We start from the raw sequence: 24,260 nt of genomic DNA on the forward strand, positions 1-24,260 counted from the left end.
GTCGCGGGATGGAGCAGCCCGGTAGCTCGTCAGGCTCATAACCTGAAGGTCGTAGGTTCAAATCCTACTCCCGCAACCAAATTCTCAATGAAATATCAGCACCTTAAACCTCGCTCCGGCGGGGATCTTCGCGTTCAGGCACAGGCACTGGATGTGTGTGAAACACAGATTTGGCCCGAGAAATATGGACAGTTGAGCTAGGTGGATTTTCTGCTCCTGATCCGGCAGCGTGCCGGGACGAAGGAGCGACGATGGCCAGACGACCCAGACGGAACCACAGCCCTGCATTCAAGGCGAAAGTCGCATTGGCAGCTTTGAAGGGCGACAAAACGATGAGCGAATTGGCGACGCAGTTTGACGTTCATCCGAACCAGGTCAAGCAACGGAAAGACCAGCTCCTAGGCCGCGTGACAGACGTTTTTGACGACAAGCCGAAGGCGTCGAAGGAGACCGAGATCGATGTCAAATCGTTGCACGCGAAGATAGGCCAGTTGACGCTGGAAAACGATTTTTTGGGCGAAGCGCTCGCCAAGGCCCGTCTGTTGAGAACGCTTGCGGGGTCTCACGGCAGACGCAATGCTTCAGCCCTTGTCGCTCCCAGTCCTGCCAGCCGACAACCACCATCCCTTTCGTCCTTCCTCATATGAGCTGTCTTGAAATCGTAGGCTGCATCTCTTTGACCATAAAGGACGAGCGGCTGTGAACCGTTCTGGTGATGTGGCTTTTGTGGGCGGGCGGTTTCTGTTAACGTTGGTTTAACAACAATACCGCCAGAGACAGGCAGTCGAGCATATGCAAACAGGCTTTCGAGGCACCTACGTCATTTCGTGGGGGCAGACCGAAGTGGATGGTCTGCCGGGGGCGCCGGTGTCGGCATTGGCCGCCGGGGCAAGCTGGCGCTGGCGCGGGGCGCCGCTGCGGGTCGACGGGCCTGGCAATCTCCTGGAGCTGGAACCTGGCGATGCGGAGCGGGATCTGCGGCGCAATGCGGCGCGGTCCGTGCGCCGGTTGGTCGGGCTGGCGATCGAACCCGGACCGCAGGGGCGGGACCGGCTGGCTGACCGGCCGGAGGAGGACCGCCCGGAGACGGTGCTGCGGGATCGTTATTTCGTGGTGACCGACGGGCGGCGCAATTACACGGTGACGCTGATTGATGTCGGGCCCGTGCAGCGGCCGCTGTTGATGTTTGTCGATTCTCAACCTCCGAGCGACAGGGATCTGTGGGTCGTCGATGTGCGGATGGACACAGGCGACCGACGCGATGTGCGGTCGCATACCGGCGTGATCTGTTTTACCCCCGGAACCATGCTGCGCACCCCTGCAGGGGCGACACCGGTTGAACGGCTGCAGGAAGGCGACTGGATCCAGACCCGCGACAGCGGCGCCCAGCAGATCCAGTGGATTGGCGCGCGGCGGATGACCGGCGCACGGCTGTTCGTCGCGCCCGAGCTGCGCCCGGTGCGGATCAGGGGAGGGGCGCTTGGCATCGAGCGGCCCGATGCGGATCTGCTGGTCTCGCCGAGCCATCGCATGCTGCTGCGGGGGCCGCATGTGCAAAGCCTGTTCAACACGCCCGAGGTGCTGGTTGCGGCGCGCGATCTGATCAATGGTCGCGAGATTACGGTCGATACGCAGCTGCGCGAGGTCACCTATATTCATGTCTTGTTGGCGGAGCATCAGGTGCTGTGGGCCAATGGGGTCGAGACGGAGAGCTTTCACCCCGCCCAGGCGGCGCTGAGCGCGCTGCGCGATGAGGATCGCGCCCGGCTGTTGCAGCAGCTGCCGGATCTGGAAGTCGATGCGATGCGCTATGGCGAATTCGCGCGCCGCAATCTCAGCCAGCCGGAGGCGGCAATCCTGCGACATGCAGCAGCCTGACCGCTTGTCGGTCGCGCGCTGAGACCGTGCGACTGCGCCGCTCGCGGAGCCGTTTTTCCCTCTGCCTTTGGCAACGCGCGATAGGGGCGGAAAAGCTGGTTGACTCTCTCTCGCCCTCGTCTATACACGCGGCTTCATTGGTGTTGGCGGCTCCCGCAAGGGAATGCCTGTCATGCCCGAAGAGCGCAAGGATCATCCGGTCCTTCGCGACACGGAGCAAGAGGACAACGCCCTTCGATGCAGCCCTTTGGGGTGCGACCAAAACTGAAGGAGATCAGCCGTGACCAAACGCACGTCTGCCAAGTACAAAATTGACCGCCGTATGGGCGAAAACATCTGGGGCCGTCCGAAGTCCCCGGTGAACCGTCGTGAATACGGCCCCGGCCAGCACGGCCAGCGCCGCAAGGGCAAACTGTCCGATTTCGGTATCCAGCTGCGCGCCAAGCAGAAGCTCAAGGGCTACTACGGCGACCTGACCGAGAAGCAGTTCCGTCGCATCTACGCCGAAGCTGAGCGTGTTAAAGGCGACACCGGTGAAAACCTCATTGGTCTGCTGGAGCGCCGCCTGGACGCGGTTGTGTACCGTGCCAAATTCGTTGCAACCGTTTTTGCGGCCCGTCAGTTCGTGAACCACGGTCACGTTCTGGTCAACGGCAAGCGCGTGAACATCCCCTCCTACCGCGTGAAGGAAGGCGATGTGATCGAGGTTCGCGAGAAGTCCAAGCAAATGACCGCACTGCTGGAAGCTGTTCAGCTGGCAGAGCGTGACGTTCCTGACTACGTCGAAGCCGACCACTCCAAGATGACCGCCACGTTCGTGCGCGCACCGGGCCTGTCCGACGTGCCGTACCCGGTTGTGATGGAACCGAACCTGGTCGTCGAATTCTACGCCAAGAACTAAGTCCTGTCCGGACCGGACACGACAGAAAGGGGCTGCCATCTGGCGGCCCCTTTTTCATTTGCTACCGCAGCGGAGGGTCACTGGTGATCGCCTGGGATGACAGGCGCCACCCGCCGCTGCCGCCATTTGCGATTGCCAGCTGCCCCTTTGCGGACCTATCCTTTTTGCAGACGCCCGCTCAGAGGCGATGAACAGGAAGGTAGACGATGAAAATGACCCGTATTCTGGGGGTGGCTGCAATGGCAGCTGTCACCGCAACACTCACAGCAACACTCTCATGGGCGGCGCCCCTGCGTCTGACCCCGGCCAACCCGCAACCGACGGGGCTGAAGCCGGGTCTGTCGGTGCGCTATGCCTATCCCGACGACGTCAAGACGCTGCGCGCCGCTGCCAAGGCGCTGGAGGCCGGAGCTGAGGTCGGACCGCCGCTCAAGGGGCTTGACTATCGCGACACCAGCATCGGGCAGAATGCCCTCACCTCCAAACGCTCGGAGCATGTCGCGGCTGACATCCGTGGCTATGTGCGTTTTGATGCGCCGGGCATCTATACGATTGATTTCCTCACCAATGATGGCATCCGGGCGACGATCGGCGGCAAGGTGGTCGGCAAATTCGATGGTCGGCAGACCTGTCAGGAGACCTTTGCCCAGCAGGTGGAGGTGCCGCAAGCCGGTTGGTATCCGATCCATGTGCTGTATTTTCAGCGGCTGAATACCTCCTGCCTGCATATGCGCATGGGGCCGCAGGGCAGCCGTGTCACCTGGATGCCGAACAAGGCTTTTGGCCGCTGACAGGACTGCGGATTGGCGGTGACCGGTTGCGGGCGCCTGCGGCTATAGCGGCAGCGGGCGTCCTTCGGCGATGGCTTCCATGGCGAAATACGACGTGACGCTGTCCAGCTCGACACCTTCGATCAGGCGCTGGTAGACCTTGTCGTAACTGGCCATATCCTCGGTCACGACCTTCAGCTGGTAATCGTAATCGCCGCCGATGCGGTGGAAATCGACCACCTCGGGGATGGTCAGCACATGGCGGCGAAAGGTCTGCAACCATTCCGCCGAATGGTGACGTGTGCGCAGCATCACAAAGACCACCAGATCCAGCCCCAGCTGCTTGCGGTCCAGACGGGCGGTGGTGCCCTGCATCAGGCCGCTTTCGCTCAGGGTTTTCAGGCGTCGCCAGCAGGCGTTCTGCGACAGGCCGACCTGCTCTGCCAGATCGCGCTGCGAGAGGCTGGCGTCACGCTGCAGGGCGCGCAGCAGGGCCAGGTCGATGTTATCCAGCTTATGGGTCATGGCCCCATCATGGCGGCGGGCATGGCGGAGTTCAATCACTCAGTGCAGCCAACGGACGGGACCGGGACATTGCAATCCGGCAAGAGGCGTCTTGCCGCTTTCCCATTGCTGCCAAGGCGGTTATTACGAGGCGGCATCAAGGAGCATCTACCATGACCCACATCGCGCCGCAGCCTGGCATATTGGACATCGCCCTTTATGAGGGCGGGGCTGCCCATGTGAAAGGGGTGAGCAATGTGACCAAGCTCTCCTCCAATGAAAACCCATTGGGGCCAAGCCCGAAAGCCATTGAGGCAATGCAGGCGGCGGTCTCTCAGATGCACCGGTATCCGAGTTCCGATCACAGCGCCCTGCGTCAGGCGATTGGCGAGGTCTACGGCCTGCCGGCGGAGCAGATCATCTGCGGGGCGGGCAGTGACGAGATTATCACCTTTCTCTGTCAGGCCTATGCGGGGCCCGGGGATGAGGTTCTGTTCACCGAGCATGGCTTTGCCATGTATCGCATCAGCGCCCTGGCGGCCGGGGCGACCCCGGTCGAGGTGGCGGAACGCGAACGCGTCACCGATGTCGATGCGCTGCTGGCCGGATGCAGCGAGCGCACGCGGCTGGTGTTCATCGCCAATCCCAACAATCCCACCGGCACGATGATCGGCACCGCTGATCTGGCCCGGCTCGCCGATGGTTTGCCACGGGGAGCACTGCTGGTGCTGGATGGCGCCTATGCGGAATATGTCGAAGATTATGACGCCGGGGCTGAGCTGGTGGCCAGCCGCGACAATGTGGTGATGACGCGCACCTTCTCCAAGATCTACGGGCTGGGTGGCGCTCGGGTCGGCTGGGGCTATGCGCCGAAAGTCATCATTGACGTGCTGAACCGGGTGCGTGGTCCGTTCAATCTGTCGTCCACCGCTCTTGCCGGGGCGGAGGCAGCGGTGCGGGATACGGAGTATACCGAACATTGCCGTCAGGAAAACGCCAGGTGGCGCGGCTGGCTGGCCGAGGCGCTGGCAGAGTTGGGTGTGCCCTCAGACACCTCCTGTGCGAATTTCATTCTGGCGCGCTTTGCCAGCCCGGAAGAAGCGGGCGCCTGCGATGCCTTCCTTCAGTCGCGCGGGCTGATCGTGCGCCGGGTGAGCGGATACAAGCTGCCCGCAGCGCTGCGGATCACCGTGGGTGATGAGACCGCATGCAAGCAACTGGTTGCGGCTGTTAAGGCGTTCAAGGATGGCGCGGCATGAGCGCGCCGATCTACAACCGCATCGCGCTGATTGGTCTTGGCCTGATCGCCTCCTCCATGGCACATGCCATTCGCCGTGGCGGGCTGGCAGGCGAGATCACCGGCTATGCCCGCAGCGCACAGACCCGCGACACCGCGCGCCGTATCAACCTGTGTGATCGTGTCTGCGAGACGGCTGCGGAGGCGGCGCAGGACGCTGATCTGGTCGTGCTCTGTGTGCCTGTGGGGGCGATGGATGCTGTGATGGCGGACATTGCGCCGGTGCTGAAACCCGGTGCCACGGTTTCCGACGTGGGGTCGGTCAAACGCCATGTGATCGACGCGGTGTTGCCGCATATCCCCGACGGGGTGCATTTCGTGCCGGCCCACCCATTGGCGGGCACCGAACATTCCGGGCCCGAGGCCGGGTTTGCCGAGCTTTATGACAACCGCTGGTGCCTGCTGGTGCCGGTAGAGGGCTGCGAGCGCGCCCCGGTGGACCGGTTGCGCCGGCTCTGGGAGGGGATGGGCTCCAACGTCGATGAGATGGACGCGGATCACCATGATCTGGTTCTGGCGGTGACCTCGCATGCGCCGCATCTGATTGCCTATACGATGGTTGGCGTGGCTGATGACCTGCGCCGGGTGACCGACAGCGAGGTGATCAAATACTCGGCTGCGGGATTTCGTGACTTCACCCGGATTGCCGCCTCCGATCCGACCATGTGGCGGGATGTATTCCTGACCAACAAGGATGCGACGCTGGAAATTCTGGGACGTTTCACCGAGGAGCTGTTTGCCCTGCAACGGGCCATCCGCACCGGGGATGGGGAGCATCTGCACCAGTATTTCACCCGCACCCGGGCCATCCGCCGGGGCATTATCGAGGCCGGGCAGGATACGGCGGCGCCGAACTTCGGCCGCGAGACCAAGTCATGAGGCGCGGCTGGCGGTCGGGGGCGCAGGCGGTTGCGACGGCAGCCGGGCTGATCGTCATGATCGCCGTCAGCGCCGGGGCCACTGCGGCCAATGCGCCTGACCGCTCGCTGCGGCCCAATGCGCGCCCGGATCCGGCGGCTGTCGCCGCTTTGACGCCGACGCCCGCCGCTGCTGCGGTCACCGTTTCATCGGATCTGCGCCCGCAAGGGCGACCGCCGTCTGAACAGGCCGTCGCCATGGCTGCGCTGCGCCTGCCGATGATGCCGACCGGTCCAGAGGCCTCTCTGCGTCCGCATCTGCGGCCCGGCGATCTGGCGGAGAAAATCCTGTTCGGCAAACGCAAACGCCGCAAGACCTCGGTCTGCGGTGATATCGACATTCAGGGAGCAGAGGTGGGTGCCGTACCAGGGCGTCTGAACGGCTGCGGCGCAAAGAGCGCGGTGCGGGTGCGCTCGGTTGCCGGGGTGACGCTCAGCCAGCAGTCGGTGATGACCTGCGACACCGCCCGCGCGCTCAAGAAATGGGTGGAGCGGGATGTGGTCAAGGCCTTTGGCCGGCGTGACAAGGTGGTGGCCCTGAGGGTGGCGGCGCATTATTCCTGCCGCACCCGGAACAACCGGCCGGGCGCAAAGATCTCAGAACATGGTCGGGCCAAGGCGATTGATATCTCGGGCTTCGTTCTGGAGAGCGGCAAGGTGATCACGGTGCTGAAGGGCTGGACCGCGCGCGCCACGCGCAAGGGGCTGCGGAAGATGTGGAAAGGTGCCTGTGGCCCGTTTGGCACCGTGCTGGGGCCGCTTTCGGACCGGTACTATCTGGATCATTTCCATCTGGACGTCGCCCGCCATCGCGGTGGTCCTTATTGCCGCTAGCGCAGGATCAGACGGGGCGCTGGACCGATCGGCAGCGGACCGAGTGTGACATAGCCGGAGCGCAAAGTCAGCGGCAGATCAAGGTCGCGATGGTTGCCGCCAAGCCCGGCAAAGACCCGCAAAACCCGCTCAATCCCGGAGCGCGCAGTCGGGTGCAGGCTGCCTGAGGCTTCGGCCATTTGCAGGATGTCCTGCCAGTTTTCAACCTGAAGCGCGAGATCGCCCTCTGGCAGGCCGGTCTCATCCAGACGCAGCTCGCCTGTCGCCTTGATGCGCATCGGGCCCCAGCGGGCCTCGGCCAGATGCAGCGAAATCTGGCGCGGCTGCGGGCGGCGCAGCTCAATCGCGCTGCGGTTCCAGCTGGTGTCGAACCCCACATTCATGTCGAGCGTGACCGTCTCCAGCCGCTCCGGAAGCCCCTCGGTCGCCGCTAACCGCTGGCGCAACAGCGGGTGAGGGGACACACCCTGCGCATCGGCGTGGATCTGGTAGTGGTTCTGCGCATCGGTCCGCGTCATCTCCAGCAGGACCGCCTGACCGCTCAGCTCGGGTTTGCCATTGCTCTGTACCGTCCAGTTTCTGGCCATCATGTGCAGCTGTTCCAGGTCCAGCGCGGATCCCGGTGCCAGTTGCAGCTCGGCCCGCAGCCCCTCGGTGTGCAGGATCGCGGTGCTGTCGAAATAGGAGAACCGTTGTGGTGTCGGCGGCAGCAGAAGCGTCACGGTGCCGGGCCAGAGTGCAAGGCTGCGGATGTCGAGCCAATCGGCACGCCATGCGGTGCCGGTGCCCGGATCGGCGAGGGCCGGGGTGGTGATCCGGTGATGGTGATAGAGTGGATAGCCCGAGGTGCGCAGCGTGGCATAATCGGCCTGCCAACCCTGCCGCTGCTGCTCGGCAAACCAGCCATCCAGCCCCTGACGCAGGCCCCAGGCGGCAACCGCCCAGTAGAGGCTCCAGACGGAGACCGAAATGAGCAGCATTTTTGTCCAACGGATCATCATTCGGCCTCTTTTCTGGACGTGGGATTTGATGTTTATAGACCGCGATCAAAAAAGGGCCAGCGTCATGACCATGTGGGTATTTGGATACGGATCTTTGTTGTGGAATCCGGGTTTTCCGGTGGCCCGCCGCGAAGTTGCGACCCTGCCGGGCTATGCGCGGTCCTTCTGCATGAAGTCGATCCATCATCGCGGCAGCGAGGAGAAACCCGGTCTTGTGCTGGCGCTGGATGCCATCGAAGGGGCGGCCTGTACCGGAATCGCGCTGGCGGTCGAGGCTGGCCACGAAGAGCAGACCTTGCTGGAACTGCGGGCGCGGGAGCTGATTTCCTCGGCCTATGTGGAGAAGGATCTGACGGTGCAGCTGGCCAGCGGCGGGGAAGTTACCGCCGTGACCTATGTGATTGATCCCGATCATATCCAATATTGCGGCGGCATTAGCCTCGAAACTCAGGCGCAGATCATTGCCGAAGCGGTTGGGGGACGTGGCCCCAATACCGAATATCTGTTCAATACGGCCGAGCATCTGGCGGAGATCGGGCTGCGCGACGCTGATTTGGATTGGCTTGCGGCGCGTGTGCGGGATCTTGCGTCATAAAGCCTTGGCTCTTTTGAGGATTTGCCTATAGGCTCCGGTTCTGCAAGAGCACCAAAAAAAAGTGTCAGGAGCCACAGCTATGGCGCAGCCAGACCGCGAAAGCAGACCGCAGTTTTCCCAACCGGTACGCCAGATTATCATGATGCTGATCGCTCTCGGGCTGTCAGGGTTCGGGGCCTTTGTGGCGCTGCCGCGCGTTTTGCCGGTGTTTGAAGCCAACCCCTGGCTCAACGGGTTTATCGGTCTGGTGTTTGTTTTCGGCGTGATGGCCTGTTTCTGGCAGGTGCTGCAACTGATCGGGTCGGTACGCTGGATCGAGGCTTTCGCTGCCGGGGTCGCCAGAGAGGATGTTCGCCCACCGTCGATGCTGGCACCGCTGGCGTCACTGTTGCGGTCGCGGGGCGCGCGGATGCAGCTTGGCTCATCCTCGACCCGCTCGATCCTCGATTCCGTTGCGACCCGGATCGACGAAGAGCGTGAAATTACACGCTATATCGTTAACCTGCTGATTTTCCTTGGCCTTCTGGGGACGTTCTATGGTCTTGCGACCACGGTGCCAGCGGTGGTCGATACCATCCGCAGCCTCGCCCCGCAGGAAGGTGAGGAAGGGATCGCAGTGTTCAACCGGCTGATGACCGGGCTTGAGGCGCAGCTGGGCGGCATGGGCGTTGCCTTTGCCTCGTCTTTGCTGGGGTTGGCGGGATCGCTGATCGTCGGGCTGCTTGAGCTGTTCGCAGGCCATGGTCAGAACCGGTTCTACCGTGAGCTTGAAGAATGGCTGTCGTCTTTTACCCGCGTCAGCTTTTCTTCAGGCGAGGAGACAGGCGGCGGTGAAAACACGGCACTTGCAGGTGTGCTGGACAGCATGACCGAGCAGATGGACGCGTTGCAGTCGATGTTTGTGCAAACCTCCGAAGCCCGCGCCGGGGTGGATCAGAAACTGTCCGAGCTGGTGGATGCGATTACGGATATGAACCGGCGGCAGGACCAAACCGAAGGCACGGCCCGGGCGCTGGAGCGGGTCGCAGTGGGGCAGGAGGCCCTGACCGAACTGATGCGCGCCCATGGCGATGTCGGGCTGGATGCCGAAAGCCGGATGCGGCTGCGCTCTATCGACGTCCAGATGCTGCGCATCCTCGAAGAAATCTCCGCCGGCCGTCAGGAGAGCCTGGCGGAGCTGCGCAAGGATATCGACCTCCTGGTCAAGGCCTTTGCCCGACCGCGTGGATTGGGTCGCACCGCACGCGGCTCCGAGGACTAAGCGATGGCCCTGTCACGTCGCACCGGACAACGTTTTCAGGCCTCGATCTGGCCGGGGTTTGTGGATGCGATGACGGGTCTGTTGCTGGTCCTGATGTTTCTTCTGACCATCTTCATGGTGGTTCAATTTGTGCTGCGCGAGACGATTTCGGGGCAGGAAAGCCAGCTGGATGAACTGGCCGCGGAAGTCGGGGCGCTGGCGGATGCGCTTGGGCTGGAGGAGCGGGCCAACAGTCAGTTGCAGGCCCGTCTTGGCGCCTTGTCGGCGACGCTCGGCACCACGCAGGGCGCGCTTGAGGCTGCCGAGGCGGAGCTGTCGGCAGCGCGCGGAGAGATCAGCGATTTTGAGGCGCAGGTTGCGCAGCTGTTGCTTCGCCAGGAGGAGGCCAATGCCACGATCAGTGATCTGACCGCACAGCGCGCGGCCTTGCAGGCCTCGCAGTCTGAACTGGAAGGCGAGCGTGACGCGCTCTCGCAGGCGCTGGCTGCCAGCCGCAGTGAAATCGACGCCCAGACGGAGGCGGCCCGGCTGGCTGCGGCCAAACGCGAGGCGCTGGAGGCACTGGTTGCCGATCTGGAGACTACGGCGGCGGATGCCACGGCAGCGGCGCAGCAGCTGGAAACGGAGCTCACCTCTGCCGAGGCAGCGCGCCTTGCGGAGGCGGCTGCCGCCGAGGCGCTGCGCAACCGGCTGCAGGATGCGGATGCCGAACTGACCGCCATGACCCTCGCGCTTGAGGCGCAGCGGCAGGCCGCCGAGGATACGCTGACATTGCTTGCCGCTGCTGAAACGGCCAAGGACCAGCTGGATGCGCGGCTGGCCGAGGTTCTGGACGCGCTCGACAGCGCACAGGCAGCGAGCGCGGACCGGGATGTTCTGGCCGAGCGGCTGACCCGTGTCTTGGCGCAGCTCGATGCCACACAGACACGCGCCGACAGCGAGGTGGCGGCATTGCAGGAAGAGCTGGACCGGCTGCGGCAGAGCCGCGACACCGCGCAATCGGATCTTGAAACCACCACGGCGGCGCAGGCCGAATTGGAACAGCGCCTGCTGGAGGCGCTGGGCAAATTGGAACAGGCCAATGCAGCTGCAGCGGACCGGGATCTGTTGCAGCAGCGATTGCTGGCGGCCCTGAGCGACGGCAAGGATCAGGCCGCCGAAAGCGCCGAGCTGGCGAGCCTTGCAGAGCAGCGTGCCGCCCTGCTGGCACAGGCCCGCGAGAGCCTGAACGCCGAGCAGGCCATATCCGAGGAGGCGCGGCGTCAGACCGCACTGCTGAACCAGCAGGTCGCCGCCCTGCGCGAACAGCTTGGCGGTTTGCAGGCTCTGCTGGACGATTACAAAGCCCGTGATGCAGCACAGTCGGTGCAGATGCAGAACCTTGGTCAGGATCTGAACGCTGCCCTGGCCCGGGCCGCCGCCGAGGAACGCCGACGTCGGCTGCTGGAAGAGAGTGAGCGCAAGCGACTGGAGGCTGAGGCAGAGCAGCTCAGCTCCAAGGCGCAGGATCTTGAGCAGTATCGTTCAGAGTTCTTTGGCAGGCTGCGCGATGTGCTGGGTAATCAGGAAGGGGTGCGGATCGAAGGCGACCGTTTTGTCTTTGCCTCGGAAGTGCTGTTTGCCCCCGGAAGCGCCGATCTGTCGCTGGAAGGGCGGGCTGAAATCGCCAAGGTCGCAGGGATCCTGCAGACCGTGGCAGCGGCCATTCCGCCGGAAATCAACTGGATCATCCGGGTTGACGGGCACACCGATGACACCCCGTTGGGGGTGCACCCGAAATTTGCCGATAACTGGGAGCTGAGCCAGGGCCGCGCGCTGTCGGTGGTGCGCTACATGGTGCAGGCGCTGGGCATCCCGCCCGAGCGCCTGTCTGCCAATGGATTTGGTGAATATCAGCCGGTGAATCCAGCCCCGACTGCGGCTGCAAGGGCGCAGAACCGCCGGATCGAGCTGAAATTCACCGAGCGCTGAGGTGCCATTGCCGGTGCTACCGGCGCGTGATCTGCGCCGCTGCCTGGGTGCGCTGTTTGCGGCGGGCTGCCAGTCGCGAAATCAGTGCTTTGGCTTCGGCGGTGGGCTGCTGTTCGATCCGCCTGTAGTCGCTGCCATCGCGTTGCCGGGTCAGCAATCCACAGGAAATCATGGTGCGCCGCAGGGTTGCGGGATCCCTGAAGCGGTGTTCGCCGATCAGCAGCGCATTCACCTGCGCCTCCTGCAACGCCCTGTCGGCCGGAAAGACCGACCAGAGCCCAAACAGCGCAAGCGTCTGCACGGCGCGTTTTGACGGCCAGCGCAGCATCCGCCCGTCGTCATCGAAATGGCCCAGCGTGCGTTCGATCAGCCGATGATCAGCCGCCGGCGCCATTGTGGTTTTCGCGAGCCGTCGGGCCGCTGCCTGTATGGCGCGCTGGTGTTGCAGGTTCTGAAAACCGGCGGCGCGGGCGAGCATGTTCATCAGTGTCAGATGCGAGGGGCTGGTCTCGCCCAGTTGCCGGGACAAGGCGCGGGAGAAATGGGACAGGTCATCCACCTGTAGGGGAAGCGGTTTTCGGGTCATATTGCATCCAATCGGCGCCTGTGCGGTCGTTGGTCGCTGTCCTGACGACGCGGCGCCATCTGCAATGGAAACCGTTCGGTGATATGGCAGGTTTAGCACTCCCATGCGGGAGCAGCGACGCCTCGGTGTCTGCCGACCGTGGCAGCAGATTAGCCGCTGAGAGCGGCAAGGCCAAGAGGGCTTGGCCCCGCCGTGTCGGTGAAGCCCTATTTCACCGTCATTTCCTGGCGCTGATCATCTACGACCTGGCCGTTGCGCAGCAGTGTCGCGGTTGCGATGTAGCGGCCGGGTTGCAGCCCCGATCCACGGATCCGTTTGCCCGCGGCGCGGTACAGCTGCGCTTGGGTTTTTTCCAGCGGTTCGGTCTGCTCCAGCAGGGTGCCCTGCGGCCCGTCGATACGCAGCACCAGATGGTCACCGCTGCGGGCGCCGAAGGCATAGGCCCAGAACACGATTGCGCCGCTGCCGGATGCCAGCGGCGACTGATCGGCGATCCCGGCCTTGATCGCGGCAAATTTCGGAACATGGTCGGCAAAGCCGCTGCCCAGAAAGCCGCCGGCCTGATAGGTGATCTCCTCGGCCCAGAGCGGCGCGCCGATGTCGGCACCGCAGCCCTGCTCCATCCGGGGGCCAAAGGGGTCTATGGTGACACCATCCTTGCGCACGGAAAGATGCAGATGGGGAAACTGGGTGTTGCCGGAGAGGCCGATTTCCCCAAGCGGTGTGCCGGCCGTGACCCTGTCGCCGGAGCTGACCTGGATGGACCCACGTTTCATGTGGCAATACTGAGTTTCCCAGCCGCCGCCGTGGCGCAGCAGAACCCCGTTTCCACATTCCCGCCCCTCGATCGCGGGGTCGTCCGGCCCGCTGGAATAGCGGTCCTCCATCCCGTCGCGGCTGCCGACCACGGTGCCATCCGCAGCGGCAACGACAGTGACGCCGGCCTCCATGTCGCTGAGATAGGGCAGGGCGATATCCGTACCCTTGTGGCCGTCATAGGTGAGGGGATTGCAGGTGAAATCCTGTGTCGCCGGTCCGATGGCGCGATCGACATATTGCTGGATCTGGCAGCTGTCGCCGAGGGTGCAATCGACCGGCCAGTCCAGAACGAGATCGCTCGCCGCGACGGGCGCGGCGAGCGAGGAGAGAAATGCCAGGGGCAGAAGACGCATTGGCTGTTACTCGGCCGTAAGCAGCGGCGGCCTGTCCCCCGAGATGCGAGGCTTGGCCGGGCCTTCGATCCTGAGATCCAGTTTGCCATCCTTAATGCCGACCTTGACCAGGCCCCCCTTGGAGAGTTTGCCAAACAGCAGCTCTTCCGCCAGCGGTTTCTTGATGTGCTCCTGAATGACACGGCCCAGAGGACGCGCGCCCATGCGGTCGTCGTAGCCTTTGTCAGCCAGCCATTCTGCCGCCTTGCGGGTGAGTTCGATCGAGACATTGCGGTCCATCAGCTGGGCTTCCAGTTGCAGGACAAATTTCTCGACCACCTGCAGGATGACGTCCTTGGGCAGCGGTGCAAAGGAGATCACCGCGTCCAGACGGTTGCGGAACTCCGGGGTGAACGTGCGTTCGATGGCGGCTGTATCCTCGCCTTCGCGGCGGTCACGACCAAAGCCGATGGCGGCCTTTGCCTGCTCGGATGCGCCGGCATTCGAGGTCATGATCAGCACGACATTGCGGAAGTTCACGGTGCGGCCGTTGTGATCGGTCAGCTGGCCATTATCCATGACCTGCAACAGGATGTTGAACACATCCGGGTGCGCCTTCTCGATCTCATCCAACAGCAGCACGCAGTGGGGATGCTGGTCAACACCATCGGTCAACAGCCCGCCCTGATCAAAACCGACATAGCCCGGAGGCGCGCCGATCAGGCGGGAAACCGCGTGTTTCTCCATGTATTCGGACATGTCAAACCGCAGAAGCTCCACACCCAGCGTATCGGCGAGCTGTTTGGCGACCTCTGTCTTGCCGACGCCGGTTGGGCCTGCAAAGAGATAGTTGCCGATGGGTTTTTCCGGTTCGCGCAGACCGGCACGGGCCAGTTTGATGGCGCTGGACAGCGCCTCGATCGCGTTGTCCTGACCAAAGACCACCCGTTTCAGCGAGCGCTCCAGATCCTTCAGCACCTCGGCGTCGTCCTTGGAGACGTTTTTGGGCGGGATGCGGGCGATCTTGGCGACAACCGCTTCGATCTCCTTCACACCGATGGTCTTGCGGCGTTTGCTTTCGACCACCAGATGCTGTGCGGCACCGGCCTCGTCGATGACGTCAATCGCCTTGTCCGGCAGTTTGCGATCATTGATGTAGCGGGCGGAGAGCTCCACCGCAGATTTGATCGCATCGCTGGTAAAGCGGATGCCGTGATGGTCCTCGAAATAGGGTTTCAGCCCTTTCAGGATCTCGATGGAATCCTCGACCGACGGTTCATTCACATCAATTTTCTGGAACCGGCGGGACAGCGCGCGGTCCTTCTCGAAATGCTGGCGGAACTCCTTGTAGGTGGTGGAGCCCATGGTGCGCAGCTTGCCGCCCTGAAGCGCGGGCTTCAGCAGGTTGGACGCGTCCATGGCCCCGCCGGAGGTGGCGCCTGCGCCGATCACCGTGTGGATTTCGTCAATGAACAGAACTGCATCGGGGTGATCTTCCAGCTCGGTAACGACGGCTTTCAGACGTTCCTCGAAATCGCCGCGGTAGCGGGTGCCCGCCAGCAGCGCGCCCATATCCAGCGAGTAGATGGTGGTTTCCGACAGAACCTCGGGCGTTTCACCGGCGACAATTTTGCGCGCCAGGCCTTCGGCGATGGCGGTCTTGCCAACGCCGGGATCGCCAACCAGAAGCGGGTTGTTCTTGCGGCGGCGGCACAGAACCTGGATGCAGCGCTCAACCTCGTGGCTGCGCCCGATCAGCGGGTCAATGTCGCCCTCGCGCGATTTTTCATTGAGATCGACGCAGTATTTCGCCAGCGCGCTCTCTTTCTTGTCGCCCTCGGTGGTGGGCTGGGGCTCTTCCTCGACTTCGGGGGAGCCGGTGACGGGCCGGGACTCACCAAAGGCCGGATCCTTGGCCACGCCATGGGCGATGAAATTCACCGCGTCATAGCGGGTCATGTCCTGATCCTGCAGGAAGTAGGCCGCGTCGCTCTCGCGCTCGGCGAAGATGGCGACCAGCACATTGGCGCCCGTCACCTCGGTCCGGCCGGAGCTTTGAACATGGATGGCGGCGCGCTGGATCACGCGCTGGAAGGCCGCGGTCGGTACCGCTTCGGAGCCGTCGATGTCGGTGACCAGATTGGCGAGATCCTCATCGACAAATTCGACAAGGGTTGCACGCAATTCGGTGAGGTCGACACTGCAGGCGCGCATGACGCGGGCCGCGTCCGGCTCATCCAGCAGGGCGAGAAGCAGATGCTCCAGGGTTGCGAATTCGTGACGCCGTTCGTTTGCCAGCGCAAGCGCGGCGTGAATGGCCTGTTCCAAAGTGCTCGAGAATGAAGGCACGGGCGTGCTCCTCTTGGTCTTGGGTTGGCGTTGAGGCTGTGGGACGGATGCCTAGCCTTCCACAGTCCAACCATGTCCTGATAGTATTAGAGTTTGGTTGATACGTGCCCGGCTTCAAGTTCTTTCTTGCAATTTCTTGTCACATTTCTCGTGACTGTGCCGTGAAACGGCAGCCGGGGCGCCTAAAACTTGTCCTTTCGCGCCCGGATTTCAGCAAAGACCTTGGTCGCCGGCGCCCCGCCCATGCCAAGGGCATCCTTGACGCTGTCGAGATGGGCCCGCAGGAACGGGTTGGTGTCCAGCTCCTCTTGCAGGCGTGACGGGACTGTTGGTCGCCCTTCTGCACGGTCCGCATCAATCGCGGCACAGCGCTGTTGCAGCGCCGGGTTGTCCGGGTCGATGGTGAGCGCGAAGCGGGCATTGGACTGGGTGTATTCATGGCCGGAATAGACCGTGGTGTCGCGGGGCAGGGCGGCGAGTTTCTGGAGGCTCTGCCACATCTGGTCGGCAGTCCCTTCAAACAGGCGGCCACATCCCAGCGCCATCAGGCTGTCGGCTGTGAAAACCGCTGAGGACGCCGGGAGGTGAAAGGCAATATGGCCGAGGGTATGGCCGGAGACATCCAGCACATGGACCTCCTCGCCGAGGCAGCTGAAGGTCTCTCCCTCGGCCACCGCCAGATCTAGATCCGGCAGGCGATGGGCATCGGCGCGCGCGCCGACGATCTGGCAGTCATAGGATGCACGCAGGTCGGCGACCCCGTCGATATGATCCCAGTGATGGTGAGTCAGCAGGATCTGATCCAGCCCCCAGCCGCGCCTGTCTAGCTCCGACTTGATAGCCTCCGCTTCCGGCGCATCAACCAGCGCGGTCTGACCGGTGGCGGCATTGTGCAGCACAAAGGCATAGTTGTCGGACAGGCAGGGCAGGGTGACGATTTCAAGGGGCATGGTCATTCGCTTCTCGATGGGTAAACTGACGGCGACTGGCCTCAGATTGGCCCAAGCAACGGACGCCCGCAATGCATGTTGATGTTCAGGATCTGAGGAATTTCTACTATCGCAGCACCCTGGGGCGGGCGGCGCAGGCGTCGATCCGCGGTCGGCTGCTGGAACTATGGCCCGAGGCGGCCGGGCTGACGGTCGCGGGGTTTGGGTTTGCGGCACCGCTGCTGCGCCCCTATCTGGCGGAGGCGCGGCGGGTGATTGCGCTGATGCCCGGGCCGCAGGGGGTGATGCAATGGCCGGCCGGGCTGCCCAATGTTTCGGTGCTCTGCGAAGAGACCTCCTGGCCGATTGAAACCGGGCATGTGGATCGGCTGGTGCTGCTGCACGGGCTGGAGACCTCGGACCGGCCGTCGCATCTGCTGGAGGAATGCTGGCGGGTGCTGGGACCGGGGGGGCGCGCCGTCTTTGTGGTGCCCAACCGTGCCGGTCTCTGGGCGCGCTCGGATGTGACCCCGTTTGGCTTTGGCCGCCCCTATACGCTGAGCCAGGTGGAAAATCAGCTGCGCCTGCATCAGTTCACCGTCGAGCGGCACTCAGCCGCGCTTTATCTGCCGCCCAGTCAGCGCCGCTTCTGGCTGAAGTCCGGGCCTTTGTTTGAGCGGATGGGGGACCGTCTTCCGGCGATGCTGGGGGGCGGTGCGTTTCTGGTGGAGGTCAGCAAGCAGGTGCATGTCCAGCGCGGCGAGATGACCCGCCTGCGCCGTCCCAACCCGATCCGGGTGCTGGAAGGGTTGTCCAATCCGATGCCCGAACCGGCGTGACGGGGGCGATTTCAGGGGCGGGCGGATGCGTCCGAGCGGTCGTCGATGTCGTTTGCGGCATATGCACAGGGTGACGGCAGGTCGCCTGCAAACGACGCCGCGTCGCGACGTCTGCGGGCTGGACAGGTGGCGCAAAATGGGGCGCGATGAGAGGCTATGAAATAGGCGGTTCTTAATCTTTGGCAGGTGGCGCAGGGTGACCTTGCGGAAGGCGGCTTCGGGTGCTCTGGTGCTTGATTCCCCGCATATGGTTCAAAATCGCGCTTTCAGTGCTCGTTTTCGACGGTTTGGAGGTTTTTTTGTCCTCAGGGCGTGATTTTTGCTGATTTGGAATCGCAAAATTGACGCCTAAAGTCGGTTTTTTTGACGCATGTTCTGTCGTTTCATCGAGTGTTATTGCCTAATCACTTGAAAACGCTTGAAACTTCCTTTTTTACCTCGCTGTCCAAGGCAGTTGATAGGTTGCCAACGCTCTGCTACATCCACGCTGATTTTGACGCCCCACCAGATTGTGGGGAGACCTCACGCCCCCGGACGCCACCTGCAAGGGTTAGCCAACCGGGGCCAATATCGGAAGGGTGGACGTGTCCGAACCAGCTTCGATCTCCGCAGGCATTGCCGCGCGCTATGCCACCGCGATCTTTGAGATCGCCGAAGAGAGCAAGGCGCTTGATAGCCTTGAAACCAGCATCAATGACCTGTCTGCCGCTCTGGCGGATAGTGAAGATCTCCGCGACCTGATCACGTCACCCCTGGTGTCGCGTCAGGCGCAGGGGGCTGCGATCACCGCAATTGCCAAGAAAATGGGCCTGGCCCCGGTTCTGGCAAATGCGCTGTCGCTGATGGCCGAAAAGCGCCGCCTGTTTGTGGTGCCTGCGCTGCTTGAGGCTCTGCGCGCACGCCTGGCCGAAACCCGTGGTGAGATTACCGCCGATGTCACATCGGCAAAGGCGCTGACCAAGACCCAGAGCGAAAAGCTGGCCAAGACACTGGCCGAACGCACCGGGAAAAAGGTCGTGATCAATGCAACCGTCGATGAAAGCATCATTGGCGGTCTTGTCGTTAAAGTGGGCTCGAAGATGATCGACAGCTCGATCCGCTCCAAGCTCAACTCCCTACAGAACGCAATGAAAGAGGTCGGATAAATGGGTATCCAAGCAGCAGAAATTTCTGCGATCCTGAAAGACCAGATCAAGAATTTTGGTCAAGAAGCCGAGGTGGCAGAAATTGGCCGCGTGCTGTCCGTTGGTGACGGTATTGCCCGCGTCTACGGTCTCGACAATGTCCAGGCCGGCGAGATGGTCGAATTCCCCGGCGGCATCATGGGCATGGCGCTGAACCTCGAATCCGACAACGTCGGTATCGTTATCTTCGGCTCCGACCGTGACATCAAAGAAGGTGACACCGTCAAGCGCACCAACTCCATCGTGGACGTTCCCGCTGGCCCCGAGCTCCTCGGCCGCGTAGTCGACGGTCTGGGCAACCCGCTGGACGGCAAGGGTCCGATCAACGCATCCGAACGCAAGGTTGCCGACGTGAAGGCACCGGGCATCATCCCGCGTAAATCGGTTCACGAGCCGATGGCAACCGGCCTGAAATCGGTTGACGCGATGATCCCGATTGGCCGTGGCCAGCGAGAGCTGATCATTGGTGACCGTCAGACCGGTAAAACCGCCGTTGCGCTGGACGCCATCCTGAACCAGAAAGTCTACAACGACGCCGCTGGTGATGATGAATCCAAGAAACTGTACTGTGTTTACGTCGCGATCGGCCAGAAGCGCTCGACCGTGGCCCAGCTGGTGAAGAAGCTGGAAGAAACCGGTGCGATGGAATACTCGATCGTGGTTGCCGCAACCGCGTCCGAACCGGCTCCGATGCAGTTCCTGGCGCCTTACGCCGCGACCGCGATGGCCGAATACTTCCGCGACAGCGGCAAGCACGCGCTGATCGTTTATGATGACCTCTCCAAGCAGGCCGTGGCCTATCGCCAGATGTCGCTGCTGCTGCGTCGTCCGCCGGGCCGTGAAGCCTATCCTGGTGACGTTTTCTACCTGCACTCCCGCCTGCTGGAGCGTTCCGCGAAGCTGAACGAAGAATTCGGTGCCGGCTCGCTGACCGCGCTGCCCGTGATCGAAACCCAGGGCGGCGACGTGTCCGCGTTTATTCCGACCAACGTGATCTCGATCACCGACGGTCAGATCTTCCTGGAAACCGAACTGTTCTACCAGGGCATCCGTCCTGCTGTGAACACCGGTCTGTCGGTGTCGCGTGTGGGCTCCTCGGCTCAGACCAATGCAATGAAATCCGTTGCTGGTCCGGTTAAGCTGGAACTGGCTCAGTACCGCGAAATGGCAGCCTTTGCACAGTTCGGCTCCGATCTGGACGCCGCGACCCAGCAGCTGCTGAACCGTGGTGCCCGCCTGACCGAACTGATGAAGCAGCCGCAGTACGCACCGCTGACCAACGCCGAGATCGTTTGTGTGATCTTTGCAGGTACCAACGGTTACCTCGACAAAGTCGACGTGAAAGCAGTCGGCCGTTACGAGGCTGGCCTGCTGGCGCATCTGCGCAGCAAGCACCAGGACCTGCTGGATTGGATCACCAACGAAGACCCGAAGATCAAGGGTGATGCAGCCGACAAGATCAAAGCAGCTCTGGACGCGTTCGCAGCTGACTTCGCTTAAGGGGGGATCAGGCGTTGCCTAACCTTAAAGACCTTAAAAACAGGATCGCGTCGGTCAAATCGACCCGCAAGATCACCAAGGCCATGCAGATGGTCGCGGCCGCAAAACTGCGCCGCGCCCAAGAGGCCGCCGAAGATGCACGTCCCTATGCCGAACGGTTCAACGCCGTTATGGCCGGGCTCGCCGCATCTGTCGGTGGCAGCGATTCTGCACCCAAACTGCTTGCCGGCACCGGTAGCGACCAGGTTCATCTCCTGGTCGTGCTGACCGCCGAACGCGGGCTGTGCGGGGGCTTCAATTCCAACATCGCCAAGCTGGCCCGGGTGGAAGCCCAGGCGCTGAAGGCGGCGGGTAAGACTGTCAAGATCCTGACAGTCGGCAAAAAAGGCCGGGACGCGATGAAGCGCGACCTTGGCGAATATTTTGTCGGCCACGTGGATCTGAGCGACGTCAAACGTGTTGGCTATGCCAATGCGCAGGACATCGCCAAGGACGTTCTGGCCCGCTTTGATGCCGGGGAATTCGACGTTGCGACGCTCTTTTATGCGCGGTTCGTGAACGTTGTGACCCAGGTGCCGACAGCCCAGCAGGTGATCCCGGCGTCGTTCGATGCCACGGAAGACGCGGCTGCGACCAGCTCTGCGGTTTATGACTACGAGCCCAGCGAAGAGGCCATTCTGGCCGACCTGCTGCCGCGCGGCGTCGCAACGCAGATCTTTGCAGCGCTGCTGGAAAACGGGGCCTCCGAACAGGGTGCCCGGATGAGCGCGATGGACAACGCGACCCGCAACGCGGGCGAGATGATCGACAAGCTGACCATCGAGTTCAACCGCTCGCGTCAGGCCGTGATCACCAACGAGCTGATTGAAATTATTTCGGGCGCCGAGGCGCTCTAAAAGAAAACCGGAGACGAAACATGGCAAATGCAAAAGGCAAGGTGACCCAGATCATCGGCGCCGTTGTGGACGTGCAATTCGACGGCCACCTGCCGGCGATCTTGAACGCGCTGACCACCGACAACAATGGTAAGACCCTGGTTCTGGAAGTTGCCCAGCACCTCGGTGAAAACACCGTCCGTACGATCGCTATGGACGCGACCGAAGGTCTGGTTCGCGGTCAGGCTGTTGCCGACACCGGCGCACCGATCTCGATCCCCGTCGGCAACGCGACCTTGGGCCGCATCCTGAACGTCGTGGGTGAGCCCGTGGACGAGCAGGGCCCGGTGAACGCAGCGGAGACCCGTTCGATCCACCAGCCCGCACCCGAGTTCAGCGACCAGTCCACCGAATCCGAAGTGCTGGTAACCGGCATCAAGGTGATCGACCTGCTGGCCCCCTACGCCAAGGGTGGTAAAATTGGTCTGTTCGGCGGCGCCGGCGTTGGCAAAACCGTTCTGATCATGGAACTGATCAACAACATCGCAAAAGTGCACTCGGGCTTCTCCGTGTTCGCCGGTGTTGGTGAGCGGACCCGTGAAGGCAACGACCTCTACCACGAGATGATCGAATCCAACGTTATCAAGCCCGATAACCTGGAAGAATCGCAGGTGGCCCTGGTTTACGGCCAGATGAACGAGCCTCCGGGTGCGCGTGCCCGTGTTGCTCTGACCGGTCTGACCCTGGCGGAACAGTTCCGTGACCAGTCTGGCACCGACGTTCTGTTCTTCGTGGACAACATCTTCCGCTTCACCCAGGCGGGTTCCGAGGTTTCGGCTCTGCTCGGCCGTATTCCTTCGGCTGTGGGCTACCAGCCGACGCTGGCCACCGACATGGGTGCGATGCAGGAACGCATTACCTCCACCAAGAACGGCTCGATCACCTCGATCCAGGCTGTGTATGTTCCCGCGGACGACCTTACCGACCCGGCACCGGCAACCACCTTTGCCCACCTGGACGCGACCACCGTTCTCAACCGTTCGATCTCGGAACTGGGTATCTACCCGGCTGTTGACCCGCTCGACTCCACATCGCGCCTGATGGACCCGTCCATCGTGGGCGAAGAGCATTATGCTGTGGCCTCCGACGTTCAGCAGATCCTTCAGCGCTACAAGTCGCTGCAGGACATCATCGCGATCCTCGGCATGGACGAACTGTCCGAAGAGGACAAGCTGACCGTGACCCGCGCGCGTAAGATCCAGCGCTTCCTGTCCCAGCCGTTCGACGTTGCAAAGGTCTTTACCGGCGCAGACGGCAAGCAGGTTCCGCTTGAGGACACGATCGCGTCGTTCAAAGCCGTTGTGGCTGGCGAATACGACCACCTGCCCGAAGGCGCCTTCTACATGGTTGGCGGCATCGACGAGGTGATCGCTAAAGCCGAGAAAATGGCTGCTGACGCGGCCTAAGGAGGGCCCTGATGGCTGATACGATGCAATTCGACCTCGTGAGCCCGGAGCGCCGCCTGGCGTCGCTCCCGGTGACCGCGGTAATGATCCCCGGCGCGGAAGGCGACATGACGGCTATGGCCAACCATGCGCCGACCATCACCACGCTGCGTCCGGGTGTCCTGCGGGTTGAAGGCCCGCAAGGCACATCGGAATATCTGGTCACCGGTGGCTTTGCTGAAATCGGCGCTGACGGTCTGTCTGTCCTTGCTGAAAAGGCAATCCCCATGGACCAGCTGACGCGCGCGCAATTGGACGAGCTGATTGAAGAGGCCCGCACGACCTACAAGACCGTGCAGGAAACCGATCAACCGCATGGTCTCGTTGAAGACGCGGCCAAGCTGCTCGCTGACATGGAAGCCCTGGGCACCCACATGAGCCTCTGATCCGTCAGAGCCATGGCAAAACACGATAAACCGGCCCCTTGCGGGCCGGTTTTGTTTTTTGGCAGAGTTGCAGGACAGGCGGCGCACTCGCCCGCGCCCTGTGCGCCAGGCTTTGCGCAGGTCGGGCGGTGCGCAGAGCGGGCAGGGAAGAGATCGGGCAGGGGTTCAGGGGGCGGAAACAGTATGAAACGTGTACAGAGCCCCCGCCTTGGGGTGGATCAGGGCGATATCGAGATCTTCTCGGAGTTCGAGAATGGCGGCAGCATGTGGACCGGAACCGGCCCGCGCGAACGCCGCCGCGAGGTGCGCTTTTCCGAGCCCTTTGCCGAGCTGCCTGCGGTGCATCTCTCCAGCTCGCTGGTGGACATCGATTCCGGGGCCGCCATCCGGGCGGAGCTGGTCGCCGAGAAGATCACCCACCAAGGATTTGACGTGGTGTTTCGCACCTGGAATGACAGCCGCGTCGCGCGGATCCGGGCCTCCTGGCTGGCGATCGGAACGCTGCCCTTTGCCGATGACTGGGACGTGCCCTAACTCGGGTCTCTGTCGCGGTCAAAACGGGTCAGACCCGGAAACGCGGGCAGCCAGCTCTCGCGGCGCAGGCACCAGCCTTCATAGCTTGGCAGCAGCCCGTCCGTGGTTTCGAGCGCACCCAGATGCAGCTCGATCTCATCGCCGCTTCGGGCAAAAACCGACGAGCCGCAGATACCACAGAAATGGCGCCCCCTGTAATGCTGCGGCCTGCCATCAACAGTGACAGCCGATGCCGGGAAAATCGCAGCCGCGTAGAACAACGCGCCATGGTGCTTGCGACAGTCGCTGCAATGGCAGATGCCAACCCGGAGCGGCGCACCGGAGGCGCTGATACGGATGGCGCCGCACAGGCAGCTGCCCTGATGGTGCTGCATCCTCCTGCCTCCCCGCTTTAAGCCACGCGCCAAGCCTAGCGTGCTGGGCGGCGTGCCGTCGATAGCGGCAAGACGAAAAACCCCACGCGCCGGGTTCCGGGCGTGGGGTCAAAGAGCTT

At 62.6% G+C, this 24,260-nt stretch carries 23 protein-coding genes, 1 tRNA gene and 1 pseudogene; 18 read left to right on the forward strand and 7 right to left on the reverse strand.

The window, feature by feature from the left end; all coding sequences use genetic code 11:
• Positions 1-2 precede the first annotated feature (2 nt).
• From VWZ85_RS19435 to VWZ85_RS19455, 5 genes and pseudogenes are all read left to right on the forward strand, one after another.
• Positions 3-79, forward strand: a tRNA-Met gene (locus tag VWZ85_RS19435).
• Positions 80-251: 172 nt separating this feature from the next.
• Positions 252-512, forward strand: a pseudogene (locus tag VWZ85_RS19440) (transposase); the annotation flags it as partial.
• A 280-nt stretch (positions 513-792) separates the two neighbouring features.
• Positions 793-1,878, forward strand: a complete 1,086-nt coding sequence (locus tag VWZ85_RS19445; protein WP_416589430.1) for a Hint domain-containing protein — start codon at positions 793-795, stop codon at positions 1,876-1,878.
• Between the two features lie 280 nt (positions 1,879-2,158).
• Complete coding sequence (gene rpsD, locus VWZ85_RS19450) at positions 2,159-2,779, forward strand: 30S ribosomal protein S4 (protein WP_072505221.1); 621 nt, start codon at positions 2,159-2,161, stop codon at positions 2,777-2,779.
• Positions 2,780-2,985: 206 nt separating this feature from the next.
• Complete coding sequence (locus tag VWZ85_RS19455; RefSeq protein ID WP_416589431.1) at positions 2,986-3,570, forward strand: PA14 domain-containing protein; 585 nt, start codon at positions 2,986-2,988, stop codon at positions 3,568-3,570.
• 42 nt (positions 3,571-3,612) lie between these two features.
• Here the strand turns inward: VWZ85_RS19455 and VWZ85_RS19460 are convergent, their stop codons facing one another.
• Entirely contained in the window at positions 3,613-4,074 is a 462-nt protein-coding gene (locus tag VWZ85_RS19460; protein ID WP_340546268.1) for an Lrp/AsnC family transcriptional regulator, read from the reverse strand.
• A gap of 152 nt (positions 4,075-4,226) precedes the next feature.
• Here VWZ85_RS19460 and hisC point away from each other — a divergent pair, with 152 nt between their 5' ends.
• The 3 genes from hisC to VWZ85_RS19475 are packed head-to-tail and all read left to right on the forward strand — an operon-like array spanning position 4,227 to position 7,101.
• The gene (hisC, locus tag VWZ85_RS19465) at positions 4,227-5,312 is read left to right on the forward strand and encodes a histidinol-phosphate transaminase (protein ID WP_340546267.1); all 1,086 of its coding nucleotides are present in this window, start codon (positions 4,227-4,229) and stop codon (positions 5,310-5,312) included.
• The gene (locus tag VWZ85_RS19470) at positions 5,309-6,229 is read left to right on the forward strand and encodes a prephenate/arogenate dehydrogenase family protein (protein WP_416541318.1); all 921 of its coding nucleotides are present in this window, start codon (positions 5,309-5,311) and stop codon (positions 6,227-6,229) included. Before hisC ends, VWZ85_RS19470 begins: the two co-directional genes overlap by 4 nt.
• Positions 6,226-7,101, forward strand: a complete 876-nt coding sequence (locus VWZ85_RS19475; RefSeq protein ID WP_416589432.1) for an extensin family protein — start codon at positions 6,226-6,228, stop codon at positions 7,099-7,101. Before VWZ85_RS19470 ends, VWZ85_RS19475 begins: the two co-directional genes overlap by 4 nt.
• Here the strand turns inward: VWZ85_RS19475 and VWZ85_RS19480 are convergent.
• Positions 7,098-8,099: a DUF2125 domain-containing protein gene (locus VWZ85_RS19480; protein WP_416549200.1), complete on the reverse strand. Its 1,002-nt coding sequence runs from the start codon at positions 8,097-8,099 to the stop codon at positions 7,098-7,100. The genes VWZ85_RS19475 and VWZ85_RS19480 overlap by 4 nt on opposite strands.
• Positions 8,100-8,166: 67 nt before the next feature.
• Between VWZ85_RS19480 and VWZ85_RS19485 the strand changes: the two genes are divergently transcribed.
• From VWZ85_RS19485 to VWZ85_RS19495, 3 genes are all read left to right on the forward strand, one after another.
• Positions 8,167-8,697, forward strand: coding sequence for a gamma-glutamylcyclotransferase (locus tag VWZ85_RS19485; RefSeq protein WP_340546263.1), 531 nt, complete (start codon positions 8,167-8,169; stop codon positions 8,695-8,697).
• A 79-nt stretch (positions 8,698-8,776) separates the two neighbouring features.
• Entirely contained in the window at positions 8,777-9,958 is a 1,182-nt protein-coding gene (locus tag VWZ85_RS19490) for a biopolymer transporter ExbB (RefSeq protein ID WP_340546262.1), read from the forward strand.
• Positions 9,959-9,961: 3 nt separating this feature from the next.
• Complete coding sequence (locus tag VWZ85_RS19495; protein WP_340546261.1) at positions 9,962-11,929, forward strand: peptidoglycan -binding protein; 1,968 nt, start codon at positions 9,962-9,964, stop codon at positions 11,927-11,929.
• A 16-nt stretch (positions 11,930-11,945) separates the two neighbouring features.
• Here the strand turns inward: VWZ85_RS19495 and VWZ85_RS19500 are convergent, their stop codons facing one another.
• The 4 genes from VWZ85_RS19500 to gloB all read right to left on the reverse strand — a co-directional run bounded on the left by VWZ85_RS19500 (position 11,946) and on the right by gloB (position 16,971).
• Positions 11,946-12,515, reverse strand: a complete 570-nt coding sequence (locus tag VWZ85_RS19500; RefSeq protein ID WP_416589433.1) for a DUF2087 domain-containing protein — start codon at positions 12,513-12,515, stop codon at positions 11,946-11,948.
• A 206-nt stretch (positions 12,516-12,721) separates the two neighbouring features.
• A complete protein-coding gene (locus VWZ85_RS19505) occupies positions 12,722-13,687 on the reverse strand; it encodes a M23 family metallopeptidase (protein ID WP_416589434.1) in 966 nt (321 codons plus the stop codon).
• A gap of 6 nt (positions 13,688-13,693) precedes the next feature.
• Complete coding sequence (clpA, locus tag VWZ85_RS19510) at positions 13,694-16,015, reverse strand: ATP-dependent Clp protease ATP-binding subunit ClpA (RefSeq protein ID WP_340546258.1); 2,322 nt, start codon at positions 16,013-16,015, stop codon at positions 13,694-13,696.
• 182 nt (positions 16,016-16,197) lie between these two features.
• Complete coding sequence (gene gloB, locus VWZ85_RS19515; RefSeq protein WP_416589435.1) at positions 16,198-16,971, reverse strand: hydroxyacylglutathione hydrolase; 774 nt, start codon at positions 16,969-16,971, stop codon at positions 16,198-16,200.
• 65 nt (positions 16,972-17,036) lie between these two features.
• On the opposite strand from gloB, the gene VWZ85_RS19520 reads away from it, so the two are divergent.
• From VWZ85_RS19520 to VWZ85_RS19550, 7 genes are all read left to right on the forward strand, one after another.
• On the forward strand, positions 17,037-17,783 hold the full coding sequence (locus tag VWZ85_RS19520) for a class I SAM-dependent methyltransferase (protein WP_340546256.1): 747 nt from the start codon (positions 17,037-17,039) through the stop codon (positions 17,781-17,783).
• A 584-nt stretch (positions 17,784-18,367) separates the two neighbouring features.
• A complete protein-coding gene (locus tag VWZ85_RS19525) occupies positions 18,368-18,928 on the forward strand; it encodes a F0F1 ATP synthase subunit delta (RefSeq protein WP_416589436.1) in 561 nt (186 codons plus the stop codon).
• Complete coding sequence (atpA, locus tag VWZ85_RS19530; protein WP_340546254.1) at positions 18,929-20,467, forward strand: F0F1 ATP synthase subunit alpha; 1,539 nt, start codon at positions 18,929-18,931, stop codon at positions 20,465-20,467. It abuts the gene before it with no gap.
• A gap of 14 nt (positions 20,468-20,481) precedes the next feature.
• Positions 20,482-21,363 carry a F0F1 ATP synthase subunit gamma gene (locus VWZ85_RS19535; protein WP_340546253.1) on the forward strand — a complete coding sequence of 294 codons (882 nt, stop codon included), beginning with the start codon at positions 20,482-20,484 and terminating at the stop codon, positions 21,361-21,363.
• Positions 21,364-21,383: 20 nt separating this feature from the next.
• Entirely contained in the window at positions 21,384-22,808 is a 1,425-nt protein-coding gene (gene atpD, locus VWZ85_RS19540; protein WP_340546252.1) for a F0F1 ATP synthase subunit beta, read from the forward strand.
• Positions 22,809-22,819: 11 nt separating this feature from the next.
• Entirely contained in the window at positions 22,820-23,233 is a 414-nt protein-coding gene (locus tag VWZ85_RS19545; protein WP_340546251.1) for a F0F1 ATP synthase subunit epsilon, read from the forward strand.
• 183 nt (positions 23,234-23,416) lie between these two features.
• Positions 23,417-23,767, forward strand: coding sequence for an H-type lectin domain-containing protein (locus tag VWZ85_RS19550; RefSeq protein WP_340546250.1), 351 nt, complete (start codon positions 23,417-23,419; stop codon positions 23,765-23,767).
• Here VWZ85_RS19550 and VWZ85_RS19555 read toward each other — a convergent pair.
• The gene (locus VWZ85_RS19555) at positions 23,764-24,141 is read right to left on the reverse strand and encodes a GFA family protein (protein ID WP_340546249.1); all 378 of its coding nucleotides are present in this window, start codon (positions 24,139-24,141) and stop codon (positions 23,764-23,766) included. The two genes, VWZ85_RS19550 and VWZ85_RS19555, sit on opposite strands and share 4 nt — an antisense overlap.
• Between the last annotated feature and the right edge of the window lie 119 nt (positions 24,142-24,260).

The organism is Phaeobacter sp. JH20_29, assembly GCF_048056175.1.
Taxonomy (GTDB): Bacteria; Pseudomonadota; Alphaproteobacteria; order Rhodobacterales; family Rhodobacteraceae; genus Phaeobacter; species Phaeobacter bryozoorum.

Bases quoted from the DNA above. Each gene is read 5' to 3' on its own strand.
- VWZ85_RS19445 (WP_416589430.1), top strand. From the start codon at position 793: ATGCAAACAGGCTTTCGAGGCACCTACGTCATTTCGTGGGGGCAGACC.
- VWZ85_RS19455 (WP_416589431.1), top strand. From the start codon at position 2,986: ATGAAAATGACCCGTATTCTGGGGGTGGCTGCAATGGCAGCTGTCACC.
- VWZ85_RS19460 (WP_340546268.1), bottom strand. From the start codon at position 4,074: ATGACCCATAAGCTGGATAACATCGACCTGGCCCTGCTGCGCGCCCTG.
- hisC (WP_340546267.1), top strand. From the start codon at position 4,227: ATGACCCACATCGCGCCGCAGCCTGGCATATTGGACATCGCCCTTTAT.
- VWZ85_RS19470 (WP_416541318.1), top strand. From the start codon at position 5,309: ATGAGCGCGCCGATCTACAACCGCATCGCGCTGATTGGTCTTGGCCTG.
- VWZ85_RS19475 (WP_416589432.1), top strand. From the start codon at position 6,226: ATGAGGCGCGGCTGGCGGTCGGGGGCGCAGGCGGTTGCGACGGCAGCC.
- VWZ85_RS19480 (WP_416549200.1), bottom strand. From the start codon at position 8,099: ATGATCCGTTGGACAAAAATGCTGCTCATTTCGGTCTCCGTCTGGAGC.
- VWZ85_RS19485 (WP_340546263.1), top strand. From the start codon at position 8,167: ATGACCATGTGGGTATTTGGATACGGATCTTTGTTGTGGAATCCGGGT.
- VWZ85_RS19490 (WP_340546262.1), top strand. From the start codon at position 8,777: ATGGCGCAGCCAGACCGCGAAAGCAGACCGCAGTTTTCCCAACCGGTA.
- VWZ85_RS19495 (WP_340546261.1), top strand. From the start codon at position 9,962: ATGGCCCTGTCACGTCGCACCGGACAACGTTTTCAGGCCTCGATCTGG.
- VWZ85_RS19500 (WP_416589433.1), bottom strand. From the start codon at position 12,515: ATGACCCGAAAACCGCTTCCCCTACAGGTGGATGACCTGTCCCATTTC.
- VWZ85_RS19505 (WP_416589434.1), bottom strand. From the start codon at position 13,687: ATGCGTCTTCTGCCCCTGGCATTTCTCTCCTCGCTCGCCGCGCCCGTC.
- gloB (WP_416589435.1), bottom strand. From the start codon at position 16,971: ATGACCATGCCCCTTGAAATCGTCACCCTGCCCTGCCTGTCCGACAAC.
- VWZ85_RS19520 (WP_340546256.1), top strand. From the start codon at position 17,037: ATGCATGTTGATGTTCAGGATCTGAGGAATTTCTACTATCGCAGCACC.
- atpA (WP_340546254.1), top strand. From the start codon at position 18,929: ATGGGTATCCAAGCAGCAGAAATTTCTGCGATCCTGAAAGACCAGATC.
- atpD (WP_340546252.1), top strand. From the start codon at position 21,384: ATGGCAAATGCAAAAGGCAAGGTGACCCAGATCATCGGCGCCGTTGTG.
- VWZ85_RS19545 (WP_340546251.1), top strand. From the start codon at position 22,820: ATGGCTGATACGATGCAATTCGACCTCGTGAGCCCGGAGCGCCGCCTG.
- VWZ85_RS19550 (WP_340546250.1), top strand. From the start codon at position 23,417: ATGAAACGTGTACAGAGCCCCCGCCTTGGGGTGGATCAGGGCGATATC.
- VWZ85_RS19555 (WP_340546249.1), bottom strand. From the start codon at position 24,141: ATGCAGCACCATCAGGGCAGCTGCCTGTGCGGCGCCATCCGTATCAGC.